The following is a 22,399-nucleotide window of genomic DNA, read 5'->3' as shown; positions in this document are numbered from 1 at the left end:
CTCAGACACCACCGGCACGCCCCAGCACCTCCTCCACCTCGTGAGGGAACGGCATCGCGCTGGAGCACGCCAGCCGTGAGGCCACGATCGCCCCCGCCGCGTTCGCGTACCGCACGACACGCCCCAACTCCCATCCCGCCAGCAGGCCGTGGCAGAGGGCGCCGCCGAACGCGTCCCCCGCGCCCAGCCCGTTGACCACCTCGACCTCGACCGGCCGGGCGTCCACCACCGTTCCGTCGCGGTGGACCGCCAGGACGCCCTCCGGGCCCCGCTTGACCACCGCGAGTTCCACACCGGCCGCGAGCAGTGCCCGGGCGGCCGCGTACGGCTCGGACTCGCCCGTGGCGATCTCGCACTCCTCGGGGTTGCCGACGGCCACCGTCGCGTGCGCGAGCGCCCGCTCGTAGTACGGCTGCGGTTTCTCCCGCCACAGCATCGGCCGCCAGTCCAGGTCGAACACCGTCGTCCCCGACCGGCCCCGGGCCTCCAGCGCGGCCAGGGCCGCCGCCCGCGAGGGCTCCTCGCTCAGGCCCGTGCCCGTCATCCAGAACACGCGGGCCGCCCGTACCGCCTCCAGGTCCACCTCGTCCGCCGCGATCTGCAGGTCCGGGGCCTTCGGCAGCCGGTAGAAGTACAGCGGGAAGCGGTCGGGCGGGAACATCTCGCAGAAGGTGATCGGGGTGGGGAGGTCCGCGACCTCGCTCACCCACCGGTCGTCCACCCCGAAGCCCCGCAGCTCGGTGCGCAGGTACGCGCCGAAGGGATCCGCTCCGGTCCGGCTGATCAGTGCCGCCCGGCGCCCCAGGCGGGCCGCGGCGACGGCCACGTTCGCCGGGGAGCCGCCCAGGAACCTGCCGAAGGTGTCCGCCTCGGCCAGTGGTACGCCGGTCGCCAACGGGTAGAGATCCACCCCGATCCGGCCCATCGTGATCAGGTCGAACGGATACGGATCGCCGGTCCCGGTCACAGTCAGTCCTCCCACTCGTCCTCCACCCTAAGGTGGCCGTTATGACGTCCTCCCCGCCCGCGTTGACCCGTATCCGCATCGGTTCGGCTCCGGACTCCTGGGGTGTCTGGTTTCCCGACGACCCGCAGCAGACCCCCTGGCGGCGTTTCCTCGACGAGGTGGCCGACGCCGGGTACGAGTGGATCGAGCTCGGCCCGTACGGCTACCTGCCCACGGACCCCGCCCGGCTCACCGAGGAGACGGCCGCGCGCGGCCTGCGCGTCTCGGCCGGAACGGTCTTCACCGGACTCCATCACGGGCCCGCCGTGTGGGAGGAGACCTGGGACCACGTGTCGCGGATCGCGGCGCTGACGCAGGCCATGGGCGCGGCCCATCTCGTCGTCATCCCCTCCTTCTGGCGGGACGACAAGACCGGGAAGGTGCTGGAGGACCGCACCCTCACCCCCGCCCAGTGGCGCGAACTGGCCTCCCAGACCGAGCGGCTGGGCCGCGAGGTCCAGGACCGGTACGGGCTGCGGATCGTCGTCCATCCGCACGCCGACACCCACATCGACACCCCGGAGAACGTGGCCCGCTTCCTGGACGCCACCGACCCCGCGCTCGTCTCCCTCTGCCTGGACACCGGCCACTACGCGTACTGCGGCGGGGACAGCGTGCGGGCCGTGGAGACCTTCGCCGAGCGGATCGGCTACCTCCACCTCAAGCAGGTGGACCCGCGGATCCTGGCCGAAGTCGTCGCGGAGGAGCTGCCCTTCGGGCCGGCCGTGGGCCGCGGGGTGATGTGCGAGCCGCCGTCGGGGGTGCCCGCGCTGGAGCCCGTACTGGCGGCCGCCCAGCGGCTGGGCGTGGACCTGTTCGCCATCGTGGAGCAGGACATGTACCCCTGCCCGCCCGACCGGCCGCTGCCGATCGCCCGCCGTACCCGTGCCTACCTGCGCTCCTGCGGCGCCCGCTGACCCTCCGGAGGGAACACGACATGACCAGCACGCTCGGCATCGCCGTCATCGGCACCGGGAAGATGGGCGCGGACCACGTGCGCCGGTTCGGGCGGACCGTCGGTGGGGCCCGGGTGGTGGCCGTGGCCGACCCGGACGGGGACCGGGTCAAGGAGGTCGCGGGTGCCCTCGACGGCGCGAGTGCGCACACCGACCCGGCGGCGGCGATAGCCGCGCCCGGGGTGCAGGCGGTACTGATCGCGTCCCCCGGGCCGGCCCACGAGGAGGCGATCCTGCAGGCCCTGGCCCGGGAGCTGCCGGTGCTGTGCGAGAAGCCGCTGACCCCGGAGCCGGCGGGGGCGCTGCGCGTCATGGAGGCCGAGCAGCGGCTGGGGCGGCGCCTGGTGCAGGTGGGGTTCATGCGGCGGCACGACGCCGAGTACGAGCGGCTCAAGGAGCTGCTGGACGCGGGCGGGATCGGCCGTCCGCTCTTCCTGCACTGCCGGCACCGCAACGCCTCCTCGCCGTCGTTCTTCACCAGCGACATGCTGATCAGCGACTCCGTGGTGCACGAGGTGGACGCGGCCCGCTGGCTGCTGGGGCAGGAGATCACCGCGGTCACGGTGCTCTCGCCGCGGCCCACGTCGGCCGCGCCCGAGGGGCTGGCCGATCCCCGGATGGTGCTGCTGGAGACCTCCGGAGGGGCCGTCGTCGACGTGGAGATCTTCGTCAACTGCGGTTTCGGCTACCAGGTGCAGTGCGAGGCGGTCGGCGAGTCGGGCAGTGCCCGGATCGGTGACGGGCACGCGATGGTGGTGCAGGCGGCGGGCCGGTGGGGCGGCGAGATCGTCCAGGACTTCACGGTGCGCTTCGCCGACGCCTACGACCGGCAGCTGCGGCGCTGGGTGGCCGCGGCCGCGCGCGGCGCGGTGGCGGGGCCCGACGCCTGGGACGGGTACGCGGCGGCGGCCGTCTCGGAGGCGGGCCTGACGGCCGCGCGCAGCGGTGTACGGACGGTGGTGGAGCTGGCGGACCGGCCGCCCCTGTACCGCTGATCCCCTGTACCGCTGACCCCCAGTACCGCCGAGCCCCCGTACCGCCGACGCCCGAGCCCGGGCTGATCCCCTGATCCCCGGGCCGGTCCCCCGGTTGTTTCTCATCCGACCCCTGTGACTCTCCGGTCACAGGGGTCTCCTTTGTGTCACACATGTCCGCGTTACGCGGGTTTTCCGTCACAGGCGGTCGACAGCCCCTCCCCGGCCTTCGTCCGGCGTCGTTCCCCGGGCACTACCCGAGTGATCGTCAGCGTCCACGCGCCGGCTCCCCCGACGGCCGCCCGGCCGGCCCGGCGGTGTGGACCAGGAGGTGTCCCAGATGAGCGACCGACAGCTGTGGTCGTACAAGGAGATCGCTGCACACATCCGGGTCCAGCCGGACACCGTGCGCTCCTACCGCAAGCACGGACTTCTCCCGCCGCCCGACCACGTGGAGGGCGGCAAGCCCTATTGGTACGCAGACACGGTCCGCGCCTGGGTGGCCCGCCGGCCCGGCAACCGGGGGCGCAGGGAGGACTGAGCCCGCCACGGCGGAGAAAGACCGGATGCCGATGCTCGCTTTATACCCCCCAGGGGTATAGTCTCGGATCGTCGGGAGGACGGTGGAGTCATCGGCCACCCCTCCCGGTGACCGGACACACCCCTGAACGAGGAGAACGACATGACCGCCGAGACGGACACCCAGACCACCACCGTCTACCGGGTGACCGGCATGACCTGCGGCCACTGCGAGGGCGCGGTGACCACCGAGCTCGCCGCCCTGCCGGGCGTCGTCTCGGTCAAGGCCGTCGCCGCGTCCGGCGAGGTCACCGTGGTCTCCGCCGCCCCGCTCGCCGACGAGGACGTCCGCGCGGCCGTGGACGAGGCCGGCTACGAGTTCGCCGGTCAGGCCTGAGCCGCACCCGCTCCTCCCTTCGGCAGCACCCGCGGCACTTCGCAGCACCCTGCCGGGCCGTGCCGGCCAGCTCATACTGGACCCGTACGGCCCGGCCATCCCCCTGGAGCCGGAACATGACCAGCACAGTGCACGACGGACCGATAACGGCGGTCGAACTCTCGATCGGCGGGATGACCTGCGCCTCCTGCGCGGCCCGCATCGAGAAGAAGCTCAACCGGATGGACGGCGTCGAGGCCACGGTGAACTACGCCACCGAGAAGGCCCACGTCTCCTACGGCGGCGACGTCCGGGTCGCGGACCTGATCGCGACCGTCGTCAAGACCGGTTACACGGCCGAGGAACCCGCGCCGCCCGCCCCGCCCGCCCCCGCGGCCGGTGAGGAGCAGGAGCGGGCCGAGGCGCCCGACCCGGTGCTGTCCGCCCTGCGGCAGCGGCTCCTGGTCTCCGCCGCGCTCGCCCTGCCCGTCGTCCTGATGGCGATGGTTCCCGCGCTGCAGTTCGACAACTGGCAGTGGCTGTCGCTGACCCTCGCCGCGCCCGTCGTGGTCTGGGGCGGCTTCCCCTTCCACAAGGCCGCCTGGACCAACGCCCGGCACGGTGCCGCGACCATGGACACCCTGGTCTCGGTCGGCACGCTCGCCGCCTTCGCCTGGTCGCTGTGGGCGCTGTTCTTCGGCCACGCGGGCATGCCCGGCATGCGGCACGGCTTCGACTTCAGCATCTCCCGTACGGACGGCTCCTCCGCCATCTACCTGGAGGTCGCGGCCGGAGTCGTCACCTTCATCCTCCTCGGCCGCTATCTGGAGGCACGCTCCAAGCGGAAGGCGGGCGCGGCCCTCAAGGCCCTGCTGGAGCTGGGGGCCAAGGACGTCGTCGTCCTGCGCGCGGGCCGGGAGGTGCGCATCCCGGTGGCGGATCTCGCCGTCGGCGACCGCTTCGTCGTCCGCCCCGGCGAGAAGATCGCCACCGACGGCACGGTCGTCGAGGGCAGCTCCGCCGTGGACGCCTCCATGCTGACCGGCGAGTCCGTCCCGGTCGAGGTGTCCGTCGCGGACTCCGTCACCGGCGCCACCGTCAACACCTCCGGACGCCTGCTCGTCGAGGCGACCAGGGTCGGGGCCGACACCCAGCTCGCCCGGATGGCCAAGCTGGTCGAGGACGCGCAGAACGGCAAGGCCGAGGTGCAGCGCCTCGCCGACCGGATCTCCGGGATCTTCGTACCCGTCGTCCTGGTCCTCGCGCTCGGCACCTGGGTGACCTGGCTGCTCGTCACCGACGACGCGACGGCCGCCTTCACCGCCGCCGTGGCCGTCCTGATCATCGCCTGCCCGTGCGCCCTGGGCCTGGCCACCCCGACCGCCCTGATGGTCGGCACCGGGCGGGGCGCGCAGCTCGGCATCCTGATCAAGGGCCCCGAGGTGCTGGAGTCCACCCGCCGCGTGGACACCGTCGTCCTCGACAAGACCGGCACCGTCACCACAGGCCGGATGACCCTCACCGGCGTCGTCACCGCCGAAGGGGTCGACGAGCTCGAACTGCTGCGCCTGGCCGGGTCCCTGGAGCACGCCTCGGAGCACCCGATCGCGCGGGCCGTGGCCAGCGCCGCCGCCGAGCGGGCGGGCTCCCTGCCCGTGCCGGAGGGCTTCGAGAACCTCGCGGGGCTCGGCGTCCAGGGCGTGGTCGACGGGCACGCCGTCCTGGTGGGCCGGGAGCAGCTGCTGGCGGACTGGTCGATCACCCTGCCGGACGCCCTCGCACGGGCCAAGGCGGCCGCCGAGGCCGAAGGCGCCACCGCCGTGCTGGTGGCCTGGGACGGGGCGGCGCGCGGGGTGCTGACCGTGGCCGACGCGGTCAAGGAGACCAGCGCCGAGGCGGTCGCCCGGCTCCGGGAGCTGGGGCTGACCCCGGTCCTGCTGACCGGCGACAACCGGGCCGTGGCGGAGACGGTGGCCCGCGAGGTGGGCATCGACGAGGTGATCGCCGAGGTGCTCCCGCAGGACAAGGTGGACGTCGTACGCCGCCTGCAGGCCGAGGGCCGTACGGTCGCCATGGTCGGCGACGGGGTCAACGACGCGGCCGCGCTGGCCCAGGCTGACCTGGGGCTGGCCATGGGCACCGGCACCGACGCGGCCATCGAGGCCGGCGACCTGACCCTCGTACGGGGCGACCTGCGGGTGGCGGCCGACGCGATCCGGCTCTCCCGCCGGACCCTGGCCACCATCAAGGGCAACCTGTTCTGGGCCTTCGGCTACAACGTCGCGGCCCTGCCGCTGGCGGCGGCCGGCCTGCTCAACCCGATGATCGCGGGGGCCGCGATGGCCTTCTCCTCGGTCTTCGTGGTGACCAACAGCCTGCGGTTGAGGTCCTTCCGCTAGTGGATGACCTTCGCATCGTTCCCACAGTTCCTTCACGGGAGACGCAGATCACAGTGACCTCAACGTAACCATCCGGGGTCGTGACAGGTCTAATGGGGCGATGCCAGGAACGTCTTGGGGGACGTTCCACGGAAACCTTGGGGGTTTTCCGTGGCATCCGCCGGCCGGGACACGTGCCCGCGGGAGGCTTTGAGCGGCCCTCCCGACCCGAACGGGTCCCGGCTCAAGGACGCCCCGATCCGGGTCCCGTGGGGGGAATCCGTTTCGGGGGGAAAAGGGAAGCGCCCCGACCGTCGACCCGTGGGGGGATCGACGGCGGGGCGCTTCTCGTGTGCCTGGGGCGGCGCCGCACGGTCCTGCGCGGCGCCCGAGGGCCTCGGGTCAGCGGGCCTCGACGGGAACGAAGTCGCGCAGGACCTCGCCCGTGTAGATCTGGCGCGGGCGGCCGATGCGGGAACCCGGCTCCTTGATCATTTCCTGCCACTGGGCGATCCAGCCGGGGAGGCGGCCGAGCGCGAAGAGCACGGTGAACATCTCGGTCGGGAAGCCCATGGCCCGGTAGATCAGACCGGTGTAGAAGTCCACGTTCGGGTAGAGGTTGCGCTCGACGAAGTAGGAGTCGGCCAGCGCGTGCTCTTCCAGCTTGAGCGCGATGTCGAGGAGCTCGTCGCTCTTGCCGAGCGCCGAGAGGACGTCGTGCGCCGCCGCCTTGATGATCTTCGCCCGGGGGTCGAAGCTCTTGTAGACGCGGTGCCCGAAGCCCATCAGGCGGACGCCGTCCTCCTTGTTCTTCACCTTGCGGATGAAGGCGTCGACGTCGCCGCCGTCGTTCTTGATGCCTTCCAGCATCTCCAGGACGGACTGGTTGGCGCCACCGTGCAGCGGACCCCACAGGGCCGAGATGCCGGCGGAGATCGAGGCGAACATGTTCGCCTGCGAGGAGCCGACCAGGCGCACGGTGGAGGTGGAGCAGTTCTGCTCGTGGTCCGCGTGCAGGATCAGCAGCTTGTCGAGCGCGGAGACCACGACCGGGTCCAGGTCGTACTCCTGGGCCGGCACGGAGAAGGTCATGCGCAGGAAGTTCTCGACGTAGCCGAGGTCGTTGCGCGGGTAGACCACCGGGTGGCCGACCGACTTCTTGTACGCGTAGGCCGCGATCGTCGGGAGCTTGGCCAGCAGCCGGATCGTCGAGAGGTGGCGCTGCGTCTCGTCGAAGGGGTTGTGGCTGTCCTGGTAGAACGTCGACAGCGCGCTGACGACCGAGGACAGCATCGCCATCGGGTGGGCGTCGCGCGGGAAGCCGTCGTAGAAGCGCTTGACGTCCTCGTGCAGCAGCGTGTGCTGGGTGATCTCGTTGCGGAACGACGCGAGCTGGTCGACGGTCGGCAGCTCACCGTTGATCAGCAGGTAGGCCACCTCGATGAAGGAGGAACGCTCCGCCAGCTGCTCGATCGGGTAGCCGCGGTAGCGCAGGATGCCCTGCTCACCGTCGAGGTAGGTGATCGCGGACTTGTAGGCCGCGGTGTTGCCGTAGCCGCTGTCCAGCGTGACGAGCCCGGTCTGGGCCCGCAGCTTCGAGATGTCGAAGCCCTGGTCGCCGACGGTGCTCTCAACCACCGGGTAGGTGTATTCGCCGTCCGCGTACCGGAGTACTACAGAGTTGTCGCTCACGTCATCCCTCACCGACGTAGTGCCTCTTCTTCGAGGTGCCCTGACTGCCTCTACCTTCCCCCATTTGGCGCAGGAGAGTGCACTCGGGGTCGGCCTTTGGTCTTTCTGACGGCACTGAGTGCCGCCAACCTGCTCATCCTGCCCCCTCCGCACGGCGGCGGGAACCCCAAATGATCGATCATCTAGGTGATGTTTCCCACCGGTATCCGTCCGGACAGCCTCGGCGCGACCGCCGTGTACCTCCTGCCTGCGGAAACGGTACGCACGGCCTGCCCGAGGGCCTTCCGGGACCCGACGAGGACGACCAGTTTCTTCGCCCTGGTCACCGCCGTGTACAGCAGATTTCGCTGGAGCATCATCCAAGCTCCGGTGGTGACCGGGATCACCACGGCGGGATATTCACTCCCCTGGGAGCGGTGGATGGTGACGGCGTACGCGTGGGCGAGCTCGTCGAGCTCACCGAATTCGTACACGATCTCCTCGTCCTCCTCCGTCCGCACCGTCAGGCGCTGTTCGTCCGCGTCCAGGGCGATGACCACGCCGACCGTGCCGTTGAAGACCCCGTTGGCGCCCTTCTCGTAGTTGTTGCGGATCTGGGTGACCTTGTCGCCCACCCGGAAGACCCGGCCGCCGAACCGCTTCTCCGGCAGGTCGGGCCGGGCGGGCGTCATCGCCTGCTGGAGCAGCCCGTTGAGGTTGCCGGCGCCCGCCGGGCCGCGGTGCATCGGGGCGAGCACCTGGACGTCGCGCCTCGGGTCGAGGCCGAACCTGGCCGGGATCCTGCGGGCCGCCACGTCCACGGCCAGCACGCCCGCCGCCTCGGTGTCCTCCTCGGGGAAGAGGAAGAAGTCCGGCAGTCCGTCGGTGATCGGGGGCAGCCCGGTGTTGATGCGGTGCGCGTTGGTGACCACGCCCGACTGCTGGGCCTGGCGGAAGATCCGGGTCAGGCGGACCGCGGGCACCGGGCCGCCCTCCGCCAGCAGGTCCCGCAGCACCTCCCCGGCGCCGACCGACGGCAACTGGTCCACGTCCCCCACCAGCAGCAGGTGGGCACCCGGCGCCACCGCCTTGACCAGCTTGTTGGCCAGCAGCAGGTCCAGCATCGAGGCCTCGTCGACCACGACCATGTCGGCGTCCAGCGGCCGGTCCCGGTCGTACGCGGCATCCCCGCCCGGCTTGAGCTCCAGCAGCCGGTGGACCGTGGAGGCCTCGGCCCCGGTGAGCTCGGCGAGCCGCTTGGCCGCCCGGCCGGTGGGCGCGGCCAGCACCACCTTGGCCTTCTTGGCCCGGGCCAGCTCGACGATGGAGCGCACGGTGAAGGACTTGCCGCAGCCGGGGCCGCCGGTGAGGACGGCGACCCTGCGGGTCAGCGCCAGCCTGACCGCGTCGCGCTGTTCGGGGGCGAGGGTGGCCCCCGTACGCCCGGCGAGCCAGCCGAGGGCCTTGTCCCAGTCCACGTCCCGGAAGGACGGCATGCGGTCGTCCTCGGCGTTCAGCAGCCGGCGCACCTGCCCGACCAGGGACAGCTCGGCCCGGTGGAAGGGCACCAGGTACACGGCGGTCAGCGGGTCGGGCCCGCCCTGCGGGTCCGGCACGGACTCCCGCACGACCCCCTCCGGGTCGGCGGCGAGCTCGGCCAGGCACTCGATCACCAGCCCGGTGTCGACCTGGAGCAGCTTGACCCCGTCGGCGATGAGCTTCTCCTCGGGCAGGAAGCAGTGGCCCTGGTCGGTGGACTGGGACAGGGCGTACTGCAGTCCGGCCTTGACCCGTTCGGGGCTGTCGTGCGGGATCCCGACCGCCTGGGCGATGCGGTCGGCGGTCAGGAAGCCGATGCCCCACACGTCGGCGGCGAGCCGGTAGGGCTGGTTGTTGACGACGGAGATGGAGGCATCGCCGTACTTCTTGTAGATGCGCACCGCGATGGAGGTGGAGACGCCGACGCCCTGCAGGAAGACCATGACCTCCTTGATGGCCTTCTGCTCCTCCCAGGCGGCCCCGATCAGCTTCGTCCGTTTGGGGCCGAGCCCGGGCACCTCGATCAGCCGCTTCGGCTCGGCCTCGATCACATCGAGCGTGCCGGTGCCGAAGTGCTCCACGATCCGGTCGGCGATCTTCGGTCCGATGCCCTTGATCAGGCCGGATCCGAGGTAGCGGCGGATGCCCTGGATGGTCGCGGGCAGGACCGTCCGGTAGTTCTCCACGGCGAACTGCCTGCCGTACTGCGGGTGGGAGCCCCAACGGCCCTCCATGCGCAGCGATTCGCCGGGCTGCGCCCCGAGCAGGGAGCCGACCACGGTGAGCAGGTCGCCGCTGCCGCGGCCGGTGTCGACGCGGGCGACCGTGTAGCCGCTCTCCTCGTTGGCGTAGGTGATGCGTTCGAGGACGCCCTCGACCACCGCCAGCTGCACCGCCGCCCGTACCCCGTCCGTTGCCATGACCCGAAGCTACCGGGCGGCGCCGACATCCCGTCAGGCCTGTGGACAACGCCCGGACAGCGCGAAGGGGGTCCCGCCTCGCGGCCGGACCCCCTCACGGTTACCCCTCCCTCGTCGGACTTCCCGATCCCCCCAGATCCCTCCCCGGAAGTGCCGACGCAACATACGACCCGCGGTACCCCCGGAGGGTTGCATCCGGAGTTGCAGATTTACATTTCCGTTACCCAACGCCTACCCGAGGTGCTGGCGAATCGGTACAGAAGTAGCGTTTTCGGCATGAGCGAATCTTCTTTCCAGGACGACGTGCTGGGCGAGCTCGGCGACGACCGGCTGAACGAGATCGCCTCGCTGCTCGGCACGGACACCGCCGGCGCGCGCGACACCGTCACGACCACGGTCGGGGCGATGACCGGCGACCTCCAGCAGAAGGCCGGAGCCGACGACGAGGACGGGGCGGAGGTGCGCCAGGCCTTCGCCGAGGTGGCCGAGCCCCCGCTGCAGGGCGTCTCCACGCTCGGCGGCGGTCTCGGCGGGCTGCTGAGCGGCGGGATGATGGCCGGGGTGCTGGCGAAGCTGAGCAGGCCCGTCGCCAACGCCGTCTCGAAGAAGACCGGCATCCCCGCGGCCAGCGTCAGCCGGGTCATCGAGATGCTGATCCCGGTCCTGCTGGCGGTGTTCGCGAAGCGCGCGGCCTCCCGCAAGGCCCCCGGCGGCACGGCGGCCGGTACCCCGTCCGGCGCAGCGCCCGGCGCGGCCCCCGCGGGCGAGGGCGGCCTCGGCGACCTGCTGGGCCAGATCCTGGGCGGCGGCAAGAAGTAGCCCGCCGCGGCGACCCGTACGGCGCAGCGCGGGGCGGGCCCGCGGGGCATCCCCCCGGCCCGGCCCGCGCGCTATCCTCGGGCGCCATGGACACGCCCGCGGCACCCCGGACATCTGCGGACCCCGAGGCGAAGGGGGTCCGCCTGCGCGACCCGGGGCCCGGCGAACTGGGCTGGATCGTGCAGCGGCACGGCGCGCTGTACGCCGCCGAGTACGGCTGGAACGCGGAGTTCGAGGGCCTGGTGGCCCGGATCGTCGCGGACTTCGCCGAGGACCACGACCCGTACCTGGAACGGGTCTGGATCGCCGAGCTGGACGGCCGCCCGGTGGGCTCGGTGATGTGCGTGCGGGAGGACGGCGCACCCGGCACCGCCCGGCTGCGGCTGCTCCTGGTCGACCCCGAGGGGCGCGGCCGCGGCATCGGCGGTCTGCTGGTCGCCGCGGTGGTCGCCTTCGCCCGCTCGGTCGGCTACCGCGAGCTGGTGCTGTGGACCAACGACGTACTGGCCGACGCCCGCGAGCTCTATCTGCGGGCCGGGTTCACCCTGGTCGCGGAGCGCCCGCACCGCTCGTACGGGGTCTCCCTCATCGGCCAGGACTGGCGTCTGCCGCTGCAGGACGACTCCCGGCGCTGACGGCCGCGGCCGCGGCGGCCTGCGTACGGGCCTCCGAAGGGCAGGGCGCAGGGGCGGACGTACGGGCGGGCGCAGGGGCGGGCGTACGGGCCGTCGGCCGCGCGGGGGCCAGCGACGTCAGCGCCACCCCGCCGACCAGCAGCACCGCCGCCGCCCAGCGCAGGCCCGACACCTGCTCCCCCAGCACCAGGGCCGCCGAGGACATCCCGAAGACCGGCACGAGCAGGCTGAACGGGGCCACCGACGAGGCCGGGTAGCGGCGCAGCAGGTAGCCCCAGGCCCCGAACCCGAACACGGTCGAGACCCACGCGACGTACGCGATGACGCCCACCCCGGACCAGTCCAGGGACCGCAGCGCGGCCAGGTCCCGCTCGGGCCCCTCCAGCAGCAGGGACAGCCCGAACAGCGGCAGCACCGGCACCGTGCACACCCACACCATGAAGTTCAGGGCGTCGGGCGGGGAGGCCTTGCGGGTCAGCACGTTGGAGACGCCCCAGCAGGCGGCGGCCGCCACGACCAGGGTGAAGCCGAGCACCGGCCCGGAGGTGCCCCCGTCCACGGCGGCGACGGCGATCCCGGCCAGTGCCACGGCCATGCCGACCAGCCGCACCCGGCCGGGCCGCTCGCGGAGCACGACCGCGGCCAGGACGGCGGTGAAGACGGCCTGGACCTGGAGGACGAGGGAGGAGAGCCCGGCCGGCATGCCCGCGTCCATGCCGGTGAAGAGCAGGCCGAACTTGGCGATGCCGAGGGCGACCCCGACCCCGACGATCCACTTCCAGGCGACCTTGGGCGGACCGACGAAGAACACGGCGGGCAGGGCGGCGACGAGGAAGCGCAGCGCGGACAGCAGCAGGGGCGGGAAGTGGCCGAGTCCGATCTCGATGACCACGAAGTTGAAGCCCCAGACGGCGGCGACGAGCACGGCGAGTGCGGTGTGTACGGGACGCATGGACCGAGCATCGGCCCGGCCGACCATGTAGCACCAGCGCGGATCTCTTCATCCATGGATGAAGCACTGCTAACGAATAAGATGGGGGCATGCTCGATCTCGCCCGGCTGCGCGCCCTGCACGCCGTATCCGTCCACGGCTCGGTCGCGGGCGCGGCGGCCGCCCTCGGCTACACCCCCTCCGCGGTCTCGCAGCAGATCGCCAAGCTGGAGCGGGAGACCCGCACCACCCTGCTGGAGCGGCGCGGGCGCGGGGTCGCCCTCACCGAGGAGGCCCGCCACCTGGCGGACACCGCGCAGGAGTTGCTGGCGATCGTGGAGCGCGCCGAGACCACCCTGGAGGAGCGGCGCGGACAGCCGAGCGGGCTGCTGACGGTCGCCGCGTTCGCCTCGGCCGCGCGCGGGCTGCTGCCGGGGGTGCTGGCCGATCTGGCCCGCCGGCACCCGGCCCTGGACGTACGTCTCACCGAGGTGGACCCGCACCTGTCCGTGGACCTCGTGGCCCGCGGCGTCACCGATCTGGCCGTGGCCCACGACTGGGACATCGCCCCGCTGCCCGCGCCCGAGGGGGTCGAGCAGGCCCTCATCGGGGACGACCTCTGCGACCTGGTCGTGCCGGCCGGCCACCCCTTCACCACCCGCGGGACCGTCCGGCGCTCGGACCTCGGCGGCCAGCGCTGGGTGTGCCAGCCGCCCGGACGGGTCTGCCACGACTGGCTGATGCGGACGCTGCGCACCGCCGGCTTCGAGCCGGACATCGCGCACGTCGCCGAGGAGAACCACACCATCGTCGCCCTCGTCGCGGCCGGACTCGGGGTCGCGGTCGTCCCCCGGCTGGGCACCGGCACCCTGCCGCCGGGGGCCGTGGCCGTACCCCTGGAACCGGGCCCCGTCCGCAGGCTGTACGCCCTCTGGCGCACCGGGGCCGCCCGCCGCCCGGCCATCACCGAGACGGTCCGGACCCTCCAGGAGCACTGGGCGGCGCCCGCACCGTGACGACGGCTCGGCCGGGCCGTCGCACGGCCGGCCGCCGAGGGGCGACACGCCGCGACACGCCCGGCCGGGGCGGACGGCAGGGGTAGGGTCCGGGCCGTGCCGAACCACGCCTCCCGCCGGACCCTGCTCGCCGCGGCCGTCGCCGTCGCCGCCACGGCCGCGGGGGCGGCCGCCTCCGCCTCGGGCCCCGCCCGCACCACCGCCGCCGACGACGCCGTCAACCCGGACGGGCCCGCGGGCCGCCGGCCCGACCGGGACCGGCTGCGCCGCGCGGTGGACCGGATGAGCCTCGCCGAGAAGGTCGGGCAGCTCTTCGTCTCCCGGGCGTACGGGCATTCCGCGACCGACCCCGACCCGGCGGACGCCGAGCAGAACCGGGCGGCGTTCGGCGTGCCCACCGCCGCCGAGCTGGTCTCCCGCTACCACCTCGGCGGGATCGTCTACTTCGCCTGGGCCCACAACACCCGCGCCCCGCAGCAGATCGCGGCCCTGTCCTCCGGTCTCCAGCAGGCCGCCCTCACCACCGGCGCCCGGATCCCGCTCCTGCTCTCCACCGACCAGGAGCACGGCGCCGTCGCCCGGATCGGCCGGCCCGCGACGCTCTTCCCGGGGGCGATGGCGCTCGGCGCCTCCGGTTCCGCCGCCGACGCCCGGCGCGCCGCCCGCATCGCGGGCACCGAGCTCGCCGCCCTGGGCATCCGGCAGGACTACGCACCGGTGGCCGACGTCAACGTCAACCCCGCCAATCCGGTCATCGGCGTGCGCTCCTTCGGCTCCGACCCGCACGCCGTCGCCGAACTGGTCGCCGCCCAGGTGCGCGGTTACCAGGCCGCCGGGGTGGCCGCCACCGCCAAGCACTTCCCCGGCCACGGGGACACCGAGACCGACAGCCACGTCGGCCTGCCCGTCATGCGGCACACCCGCGCCGCCTGGGAGGAGCTCGACGAGCCGCCCTTCCGGGCCGCGGTGGAGGCCGGCGTGGACGCCATCATGACGGCCCACATCGTCTTCCCCGCCCTGGACCCCTCCGGCGACCCGGCGACCCTCTCCCGGCCGATCGTGACCGGCATCCTGCGCGAACGCCTCGGCTTCCAGGGGGTGGTGGTCACCGACGCCCTGGACATGGCCGGGGTGCGCCAGAAGTACGGCGACGACCGCGTGCCCGTACTGGCCCTCCTGGCGGGCTGCGACCAGCTGCTGAACCCGCCGGACCTGCCGCTGGCCCACCGCAGCGTGCTGGAGGCCGTCGCGTCGGGAGAGCTGACCGAGGCCCATGTCGAGGAGTCGGTGCTGCGGATCCTGGAACTGAAGTACCGCCGCGGGCTGTTCGACGAGGCCCGCCCCTCGGCGGCGACGGTGGACGCGATGGTCGGCGCACGCGAGCACCTCGACGCCGCCGACCGGATCGCGGCCGCCACGACGACCCTGCTGGCGAACCCCGGCAAGGTACTGCCCTTCGACGCCGGGGCCGCACCCCGGCTGCTGGTCACCGGGACGGACCCGGCCTCCCCCAGCGCGAGCACCGGCCCGCCCACGGTCGTCCTGGCCCGGGAGCTGACCGCGCTGGGCTGCCGGGCCGCGGCGGTGGCGCCCGCCCGCGCGGTGGCCGCGGCGCCGGGGAACGCGGCGGTGCTGGTGTGCACGTACAACGTCCCCGAGGGGGACGGTCCGCAGCGCGCCCTGGTGACGGAGCTGCTCGCCACGGGCGTGCCCGTGGTCCTGGTGGCGCTCCGCAACCCCTACGACCCGGCCCGGCTGCCGGCCTGCGCGGCGGAGCTGGCGACGTACTCCTGGGGGGACGCGGAGATGCGCGCGGCGGCCCGGGTCCTCACCGGGGCGGCCCGGCCCACGGGCCGGCTGCCCGTCCCGGTCCCGGGCCGCTACCCGCTGGGCCACGGGCTCCCGCTCGGCTCCTGAGGCTCCGCGACGGCGGGAGGGCGTGCCCGCGGGATGCGGACACGCCCTCGTCGTTCACCTGCGTCGCGTTCTTACGTCCTCACGCCTTCACGTCCCTACGGGCGCAGCTGCGGCTCGCGCTCCAGGTCGCGGCGGTCGAGCTCGGCGTCCGGGGCCGCCAGCGGGGCCGCCCGGCCCGTGTCGGCGAGCGCGGCGGCCGGAGCCACCCCGGCCCACTGGAGGATCTTGGCGGTGGCGAGGGTCTTCTCGCCGTCGAGGAGCTTGGCGACGTTCGCCCCGTGGTTGGCGCCCGGTGCGATCATCACGTAGCTGTCGCGCGCCGTGTACCCGATGCGGAACGGCTCGGCGCCCCACGGGTCGTTCTGGCCGTAGACGAACAGCATCTGGTGGGCGTTGTCGCGGACCCACTTGTCGATGTCCGCCATGGCTCCCGGCTGGAAGGTCATGGGGATGTCGCGGGGCACGAAGTTGCGCGGCGGCTGGTAGCCGTAGCGGCTCAGGTTGCCCAGGTGCGGCTGCTTGATGTCCGGGGAGCCGAGCTGGGTGCCCGCCTGGTAGTAGTACGGCGTGTACGTCTCCAGGCCCTGGTCGGAGTAGGCGGAGAAGCCGGAGATCGCGTCGATCGAGTCCCAGATCTCCTGGTCGGTGGCGGTGGCCGCGGCCGGGACGGAGGCGCAGTCGGCGAGCAGGCTGTACTGCCAGAAGGCCCACACGTAGTCGAGGACGACGGCCTCGTAGGCCTTGTCGAGGTTGCCGACGGTGGTGAAGGTCCAGCCGTTCTCGGCGGCGGCCGCCGCGTACTTGGCCTCCAGCGGCTCGCGGCGCACGAGCGCCTCGCGCTGCACCGCGTTCAGCCGGTCGCGGCACTCCTTGGTGCCGACCTTGGCGAAGAACCGGTCGTAGGCCGAGTCCTCCTTGTTGACGACGTCGTTGGGCGCGACGTAGGCGACGACGCCGTCCATGTCGCGCGGGTAGAAGCGCTCGTAGTACGTCGCCGTCATGCCGCCCTTGCTGCCGCCGGTGGCCAGCCAGTTCTTCTTGTAGATCTTCTTCAGGGCGGTGAAGATGCGGTGCTGGTCGCTGGCGGCCTGCCAGATGTCCAGGTTGGCCCAGTTGGCCGCGTCGGGCCGGGAGGGAGTGAAGAACCGATACTCCATGGACACCTGGTTGCCGTCGATGATGGTCGTCGGCTCACTGCGGCGCGGGCTGGTGTTGACGTTGTAGCCGGAGGTGAAGAACACCGACGGCCGCGAGACGTCCTTGTGCAACAGGGTCAGGCGCTGCTTGAAGGTGCCCTTCCACGGCTGCCGGTGGTCGACCGGCTGCTCGTAGTTGAGCACGAAGAATCGGTAGCCGGGGTACGGCTTCTCCTCGATCAGGCTCATCCCGGGAATGCCGAGAATCTGGTCCTTGATGTCCGCGGCGGCCGCCGGCTCCGCGGCGGTGGCCGCTTGTGCCGTGGATCCGGCCGCACCCATGGTGCCGATGAGCACCACGAGCGACAGCAGCCATCCGAGCGTCTTGCGCATTCGCCCTCCCCTTGAGTTCACTTCGGTCGCCGTGAACCTAGCCGGGCCAACACGCAGCTGAACAGACCCAGTTGGGACTGTCCCTCAGCACAGGATCCAGCCGGAGTCGGCCGAGCCCGCTCCCACGCTCCCCTTTACATACACACAGCGGCTGATGGCCCCCACGGTGACGGGCCCGGCGTAACGGGTGAATCGCCCCGCGTCGCGCACCGGAGCACCGCCGCGCGGCTGGATGCTGACCGCCATCCGCCGCCGTTCGCCGGGCGTCCGGGCCACGGCCGTCGCGCAGGCCCGGGTGCGGCTCTTGTAGACGCGCAGCTCGCCCGCGTCGAACGACACCGTCCGCACCAGCCGGCCCGCGCACCCGCCACCGCCCGCCGCCTGAACGGGCGCGCCGGCGAACAGCCCGCCGACACAGAGCCACAGGGCCGTTGTGAGCGCTCCCAGCGACGCGGCGCGACGACCCCGCCCGCTTTGCCCCTTCATCATCCAGTCCCCCGATCGGTCGTACGCACGGAGTGCGCACGCACGTACGACGCCGCGGCGCCCCGAAAGGTTGCCGTCGCCAAGGACCCGGCCGCACCGCCGCGGCCCGGCCCTCCCTCGTACGGGTGCTTCCACAACTCCCCGGCGTGACTGCGGGAGTTCACGATCCGCCGGGACATTACGCTAGGTGACCGCAAGCCCGCACCACGTATCCGCAGACGCGGACGCCGCCGTGAAAGGCACTCTCATGACCAACGACCTGCTCGACCGCAAGCTGGCGCGCGCCTTCACGCACCTGGACGCCGACCGGAGCGGGGTGATCGACGCCGACGACATCATCGCGCTCGGCACCCGGCTGCTGACCGCGCTCGCGGAGCCGGCCGACTCCCCCAAGGCCGCACTGGTGATGGGCGGGCTGGCCGACTTCTGGCAGGACCTCTTCACCGAGCTGGACCTGGACCGCGACGGCAAGGTCACGCCCGAGGAGTACAAGCAGGGCATGACCCGGCTGTACGCGCAGGGCGGGCCGGCCTACGACCGCTCCTTCCGCCCGATGATGCGGGCGATCCTCACGATCGTGGACACCGACGGCGACGGGGTCATCAGCCCGGAGGAGTTCCACCGGGCCCAGGAGGCCTTCGACACGGACCTGGGCCCCGCCCACACCGAGGCGCTGTTCCGGCGGATCGACGCGGACGGGGACGGCACCCTGACGGTGGACGAACTCCTCGGCGCGGTACGCGAGTACTACACCGGCACCGACGAGGACGCCCCGGGGAACCTGCTGTTCGGCGAGTTCTGACCCCCGGGGCCCGGTCCGACCGGGTCCGACCCGGCCCGGTCCGCGGCTTAGGCCGCGGCGCGCTCGTCCTCCCCGACGAAGGTGCGCCACAGCTCGGCGTACCGGCCGCCGCGCGCCAGGAGTTCGGCGTGCGAGCCGTCCTCGACGACGCGGCCGCGGTCCATGACGACGACCCGGTCGGCGCGCGCGGCGGTGGTCAGCCGGTGCGCCACCACCAGCGTGGTGCGCTTGCCCGCGAGCCGGTCCGTGGCCTGGTTGACCTGGGCCTCGGTGGCGAGGTCCAGGGCGGCGGTCGCCTCGTCGAGCAGCAGCACGTCCGGGTCGACGAGCTCGGCGCGGGCCAGCGCGATCAGCTGGCGCTGTCCCGCGGAGAGGTTGCGGCCGCGCTCGGCGACGGTGTGCAGGTAGCCGCCGTCGAGGGTGGCGATCATGGCGTGGGCGCCGACCGCGCGGGCGGCGGCCTCCACCTCGGCGTCGCTCGCGGCCGGCCGCCCGTAGGCGATGGCGTCGCGCACGGTCCCCGGGAAGAGGTAGGACTCCTGGGGGACGACGCCCAGCCGGTGGCGGTACGCCGTCAGGTCGAGCTCCCGCAGGTCCGCGCCGTCGGCGGTGATCCGGCCGGCGGTCGGGTCGTAGAACCGGGCCACCATCTTGACCAGCGTGGACTTTCCGGCGCCGGTCTCGCCGACGAAGGCGACGGTCTGTCCGGCGGGTATGCGCAGGCTGATGCCGGCCAGGGCGTCGCCCTTCTCGCCGCGTTCGGCGGCCGTCCCGTACTGGAAGCGGACGTCCTCGAAGGCGATCTCGCCGCGCAGCCCGGGCAGCTCGCGCGGGTCCTGCGGCCGCGGGGTGGTGGTGGGCTCGCGCAGCAGCGCCTGGATGCGGCCGAGGGAGACGGTGGCCTGCTGGTAGCCGTCGAAGACCTGGGAGAGCTGCTGGACCGGGGCGAAGAACAGGTCGATGTAGAGCAGGTAGGCGACCAGCGCGCCGGTGGTGAGCGTCCCGGCCTCCACCCGGCCCGCGCCGACGATCAGCACGGCGGCCGCGGCGGCCGAGGACAGCAGCTGGACGAACGGGAAGTAGACCGATATAAGCCACTGGCCGCGAACCCGGGCCTCGCGGTAGGAGTCGCTGCGCTCGGCGAACCGGGTGGCGCCCGAGCCCTCGCGGCGGAAGGCCTGGACGATCCGCAGGCCGGAGACGGACTCCTGGAGGTCGGCGTTGACCAGGCTGACCCGGTCGCGGGCGAGCTCGTAGGCGGCGACGGACCTGCGGCGGAAGACGATCGTCCCGACGACCAGGACGGGCAGGGTCGCGAAGACGATCAGCGCGAGTTCGACGTCGAGGACGAGCAGGGCGACCAGGATCCCGAAGAAGGTGAAGACGGAGACGACGGCCGTGACCAGCCCGGTCTGCAGGAACGTGGACAGCGAGTCCACGTCCGTGGTCATCCGGGTCATGATCTTGCCGGTCAGCTCGCGCTCGTAGAAGTCGAGGCCGAGCCGCTGGAGCTGCGCGAAGATCTTGACGCGGAGGGAGTACAGGACCCGCTCGCCGGTGCGGCCGGTCATCCGGGTCTCGGCGAACTGCGCGGCCCACTGGGCGACGACGACCACGAGGGCGAGCCCCGCGGCCGCCCAGACCGCGCCGAGCACGGCCGCTTCCACGCCCTGGTCGATGCCGTGGCGGATCAGGATCGGCAGGAGCAGTCCGGATCCCGCGTCCACGGCGACGAGGGCGAGGCTGATGGCGAGCGGCGCCCAGAACCCCTTGAGCAGGCGGCGCAGGCCGTAGCTCTCCTCGGCCGCGGCGGCGCGGTCCTCGTCCACGTCCGGCCGGTCGTCGGCGGGCGGCAGCACGGCGACCTGCGCCAGCAGCTCGGGGGTGGCGGGGGTCCCGGCCACCGCGCCGGCCATGGAGTGTCCGGCTCCGGGCGCCCTCGCCCCGGCGGCGGGAGCGGTGGCGGGGCCCGCCACCTGATCGGGCTCCTCGCGGCGGCGCCAGAGTTCGGGGGTGATCCCGGCGGGGACCCGGCGCTTGGCGTTGACGGGCTCGGAGTCGATCTCGGCCTCGAGCTCGATGTCCCGTTCGAGGTCGCGGTCGAGCTCGCTCTCGAACTCGGCGATCGCGAGGGCGTCCGGGGTCCGCGGCGAGCCGGCGCCCAGCGCGTCGGGGTCGGTGAGCAGCCTGCGGTAGAGCGGCGAGCGCTTCTGGAGCTCCTCGTGCGTGCCGATCTCGGCGAGGCGCCCGTGGTCCAGTACGGCGATCCGGTCGGCCAGCGCGAGCGTGGAGCGGCGGTGGGCGATCAGCACGGTGGTCCGGCCGGCCATGACGGCGCGCAGGGCCTCGTGGATCTCGTGCTCGACGCGGGCGTCCACGGCGGAGGTGGCGTCGTCGAGGAGCAGCAGCCGGGGGTCGGTGAGGATGGCGCGGGCCAGGGCGATGCGCTGGCGCTGGCCGCCGGAGAGGGTCAGGCCCTGCTCGCCGACCTTGGTGTCGTACCCGGCGGGCAGCACCCGGACGAAGCCGTCGGCCTGGGCGGCGCGGGCGGCGGCCTCGATCTGCTCGTCGGTGGCGCCGGGGTGCCCGTAGGCGATGTTGGCGCGGATGGTGTCGGAGAAGAGGAAGGAGTCCTCGGGGACGAGGCCGATCGCGCCGCGCAGGGAGCCGTAGGTCAGCTCGCGCACGTCGTGGCCGCCGATGCGGACGGTGCCGCGGTCGGCGTCGTAGAAGCGCGGCATGAGGAGCGAGACGGTGGACTTCCCGCTGCCGGAGGCGCCGACGACGGCGACGGTCTCGCCCTCCGCGACGGACAGCGAGAACCCGTCGAGGACGGGCCGTTCGGGGTCGTAGCCGAAGTGGACGTCCTCGAACTCCACGGTGGCGGGCGCGTCGGCGGGCAGCTCGCGCGCGCCCTCCCGGATCGCGGGCTCCGTGTCGATGAGCTCGAAGACGCGGTCGGCGCCGGCGCGGGCCTGCTGGGCGACGGTGAGGACCATGGCGAGCATGCGGACGGGGCCGACGAGCTGCGCGAGGTAGGTGGAGAAGGCGACGAAGGTGCCGAGGGTGACCCGCCCCTCGGTGGCCAGCCAGCCGCCGAGCGCCAGCATGGCGACCTGGGCGAGCGCGGGCACGGCCTGGAGGGCCGGGGTGTAGCGGGAATTGAGCCGGATGGCCCGCATCCGTCCGGCGAACAGCCGGCGCCCGGCCTCGCGGAGCTTGCCGGTCTCCTGCTCCTCCTGGCCGAAGCCCTTGACGACGCGTACGCCGGTCACGGCTCCGTCGACGACGCCCGCGACGGCGGCGGCCTGGCTCTGCGCGTACCAGGTGGCGGGGAAGAGCTTCTTGCGGCTGCGCTTGGCGATGAACCACAGGGCGGGGGCCATCAGCAGCGCGACGACGGTCAGCAGCGGCGACAGCCACAGCATGATCCCGAGGGATATCCCGAAGAGCAGGAAGTTCCCGATCGTCATCGGGAGCATGAAGAGGAGGCCCTGGATGAGCTGGAGGTCGGTGGTGGCGCGTCCGACGACCTGCCCGGTGGACAGCTCGTCCTGCCGCCGCCCGTCGAGGCGGGAGATGGTGTCGTACATGTCGGTGCGCAGGTCGTGCTGCACGTCGAGGGCGAGGCGTCCGCCGTAGTACCGGCGTATGTAGGTGAGGACGTACACGAGCAGGGCGGCGGCTATGAGCATCCCGGCCCAGGGGCCCATGGGCTTGGTGTGGTCCCCGATGACGTCGTCGATGATCACCTTGGTGACCAGCGGTACGAGCGCCATGACGGCCATGCCCGCCAGGGACGAGCCGAGCGCGAGCAGCACGTTGGCCTTGTACCGCCACGTGTAGGCGGTCAGCCGCCCGACCCAGCCCTGTTTCTCCCCCGCCGCTGTCTGTCCCGCCGCCACGTAGGCCTCCCCGTTCGGTC

At 72.8% G+C, this 22,399-nt stretch carries 16 protein-coding genes and 1 pseudogene; 10 read left to right on the top strand and 7 right to left on the bottom strand.

Annotated elements, in window-relative coordinates; translation table 11 throughout:
• Position 1: 1 nt before the first annotated feature.
• Positions 2-982, bottom strand: coding sequence for a 5-dehydro-2-deoxygluconokinase (gene iolC, locus AB0O53_RS21460; protein WP_434094438.1), 981 nt, complete (start codon positions 980-982; stop codon positions 2-4).
• 26 nt (positions 983-1,008) lie between these two features.
• Between iolC and AB0O53_RS21455 the strand changes: the two genes are divergently transcribed.
• The 5 genes from AB0O53_RS21455 to AB0O53_RS21435 all read left to right on the top strand — a co-directional run bounded on the left by AB0O53_RS21455 (position 1,009) and on the right by AB0O53_RS21435 (position 6,230).
• Positions 1,009-1,923: a sugar phosphate isomerase/epimerase family protein gene (locus AB0O53_RS21455; protein WP_350995250.1), complete on the top strand. Its 915-nt coding sequence runs from the start codon at positions 1,009-1,011 to the stop codon at positions 1,921-1,923.
• Between the two features lie 20 nt (positions 1,924-1,943).
• A complete protein-coding gene (locus AB0O53_RS21450; protein WP_350995248.1) occupies positions 1,944-2,957 on the top strand; it encodes a Gfo/Idh/MocA family protein in 1,014 nt (337 codons plus the stop codon).
• Positions 2,958-3,276: 319 nt separating this feature from the next.
• Entirely contained in the window at positions 3,277-3,477 is a 201-nt protein-coding gene (locus AB0O53_RS21445; RefSeq protein ID WP_030710687.1) for a helix-turn-helix transcriptional regulator, read from the top strand.
• Positions 3,478-3,618: 141 nt separating this feature from the next.
• Entirely contained in the window at positions 3,619-3,852 is a 234-nt protein-coding gene (locus tag AB0O53_RS21440; protein ID WP_350995246.1) for a heavy-metal-associated domain-containing protein, read from the top strand.
• Positions 3,853-3,968: 116 nt separating this feature from the next.
• Positions 3,969-6,230: a heavy metal translocating P-type ATPase gene (locus AB0O53_RS21435; RefSeq protein ID WP_365197473.1), complete on the top strand. Its 2,262-nt coding sequence runs from the start codon at positions 3,969-3,971 to the stop codon at positions 6,228-6,230.
• A 381-nt stretch (positions 6,231-6,611) separates the two neighbouring features.
• Here AB0O53_RS21435 and AB0O53_RS21430 read toward each other — a convergent pair whose 3' ends face one another.
• Positions 6,612-7,901: a citrate synthase gene (locus AB0O53_RS21430; protein ID WP_350995241.1), complete on the bottom strand. Its 1,290-nt coding sequence runs from the start codon at positions 7,899-7,901 to the stop codon at positions 6,612-6,614.
• A 182-nt stretch (positions 7,902-8,083) separates the two neighbouring features.
• Positions 8,084-10,339 carry an SF1B family DNA helicase RecD2 gene (gene recD2 / locus AB0O53_RS21425; RefSeq protein WP_365197469.1) on the bottom strand — a complete coding sequence of 752 codons (2,256 nt, stop codon included), beginning with the start codon at positions 10,337-10,339 and terminating at the stop codon, positions 8,084-8,086.
• A 276-nt stretch (positions 10,340-10,615) separates the two neighbouring features.
• On the opposite strand from recD2, the gene AB0O53_RS21420 reads away from it, so the two are divergent.
• The gene (locus tag AB0O53_RS21420; protein WP_350995236.1) at positions 10,616-11,158 is read left to right on the top strand and encodes a DUF937 domain-containing protein; all 543 of its coding nucleotides are present in this window, start codon (positions 10,616-10,618) and stop codon (positions 11,156-11,158) included.
• Between the two features lie 137 nt (positions 11,159-11,295).
• Positions 11,296-11,793 (top strand): annotated as a pseudogene (locus AB0O53_RS21415) (GNAT family N-acetyltransferase); the annotation flags it as partial.
• Here AB0O53_RS21415 and AB0O53_RS21410 read toward each other — a convergent pair.
• Positions 11,744-12,745, bottom strand: a complete 1,002-nt coding sequence (locus AB0O53_RS21410; RefSeq protein ID WP_350995234.1) for an EamA family transporter — start codon at positions 12,743-12,745, stop codon at positions 11,744-11,746. The pseudogene AB0O53_RS21415 and the gene AB0O53_RS21410 overlap by 50 nt on opposite strands.
• 89 nt (positions 12,746-12,834) lie before the next feature.
• On the opposite strand from AB0O53_RS21410, the gene AB0O53_RS21405 reads away from it, so the two are divergent.
• Positions 12,835-13,740 carry a LysR family transcriptional regulator gene (locus tag AB0O53_RS21405; RefSeq protein ID WP_350995232.1) on the top strand — a complete coding sequence of 302 codons (906 nt, stop codon included), beginning with the start codon at positions 12,835-12,837 and terminating at the stop codon, positions 13,738-13,740.
• 96 nt (positions 13,741-13,836) lie between these two features.
• Complete coding sequence (locus AB0O53_RS21400; protein WP_365197464.1) at positions 13,837-15,657, top strand: glycoside hydrolase family 3 protein; 1,821 nt, start codon at positions 13,837-13,839, stop codon at positions 15,655-15,657.
• A 95-nt stretch (positions 15,658-15,752) separates the two neighbouring features.
• Here the strand turns inward: AB0O53_RS21400 and AB0O53_RS21395 are convergent, their stop codons facing one another.
• The gene (locus AB0O53_RS21395) at positions 15,753-17,186 is read right to left on the bottom strand and encodes an aminopeptidase (protein WP_350995228.1); all 1,434 of its coding nucleotides are present in this window, start codon (positions 17,184-17,186) and stop codon (positions 15,753-15,755) included.
• Between the two features lie 84 nt (positions 17,187-17,270).
• Positions 17,271-17,525, bottom strand: a complete 255-nt coding sequence (locus AB0O53_RS21390) for a hypothetical protein (RefSeq protein ID WP_350995226.1) — start codon at positions 17,523-17,525, stop codon at positions 17,271-17,273.
• Between the two features lie 394 nt (positions 17,526-17,919).
• On the opposite strand from AB0O53_RS21390, the gene AB0O53_RS21385 reads away from it, so the two are divergent.
• Entirely contained in the window at positions 17,920-18,474 is a 555-nt protein-coding gene (locus AB0O53_RS21385; RefSeq protein ID WP_350995224.1) for an EF-hand domain-containing protein, read from the top strand.
• A gap of 47 nt (positions 18,475-18,521) precedes the next feature.
• On the opposite strand, the gene AB0O53_RS21380 is transcribed toward AB0O53_RS21385, so the two are convergent.
• Entirely contained in the window at positions 18,522-22,379 is a 3,858-nt protein-coding gene (locus tag AB0O53_RS21380; protein ID WP_365197460.1) for an ABC transporter ATP-binding protein, read from the bottom strand.
• Positions 22,380-22,399: the final 20 nt, after the last annotated feature.

This window comes from Streptomyces erythrochromogenes (assembly GCF_040684695.1).
In the GTDB taxonomy this organism is placed as follows: Bacteria; Actinomycetota; Actinomycetes; order Streptomycetales; family Streptomycetaceae; genus Streptomyces; species Streptomyces erythrochromogenes_C.
The sequence above is the reverse complement of the archived record's forward strand: the minus strand, read 5'-3'. Positions and strand labels throughout refer to the sequence as shown.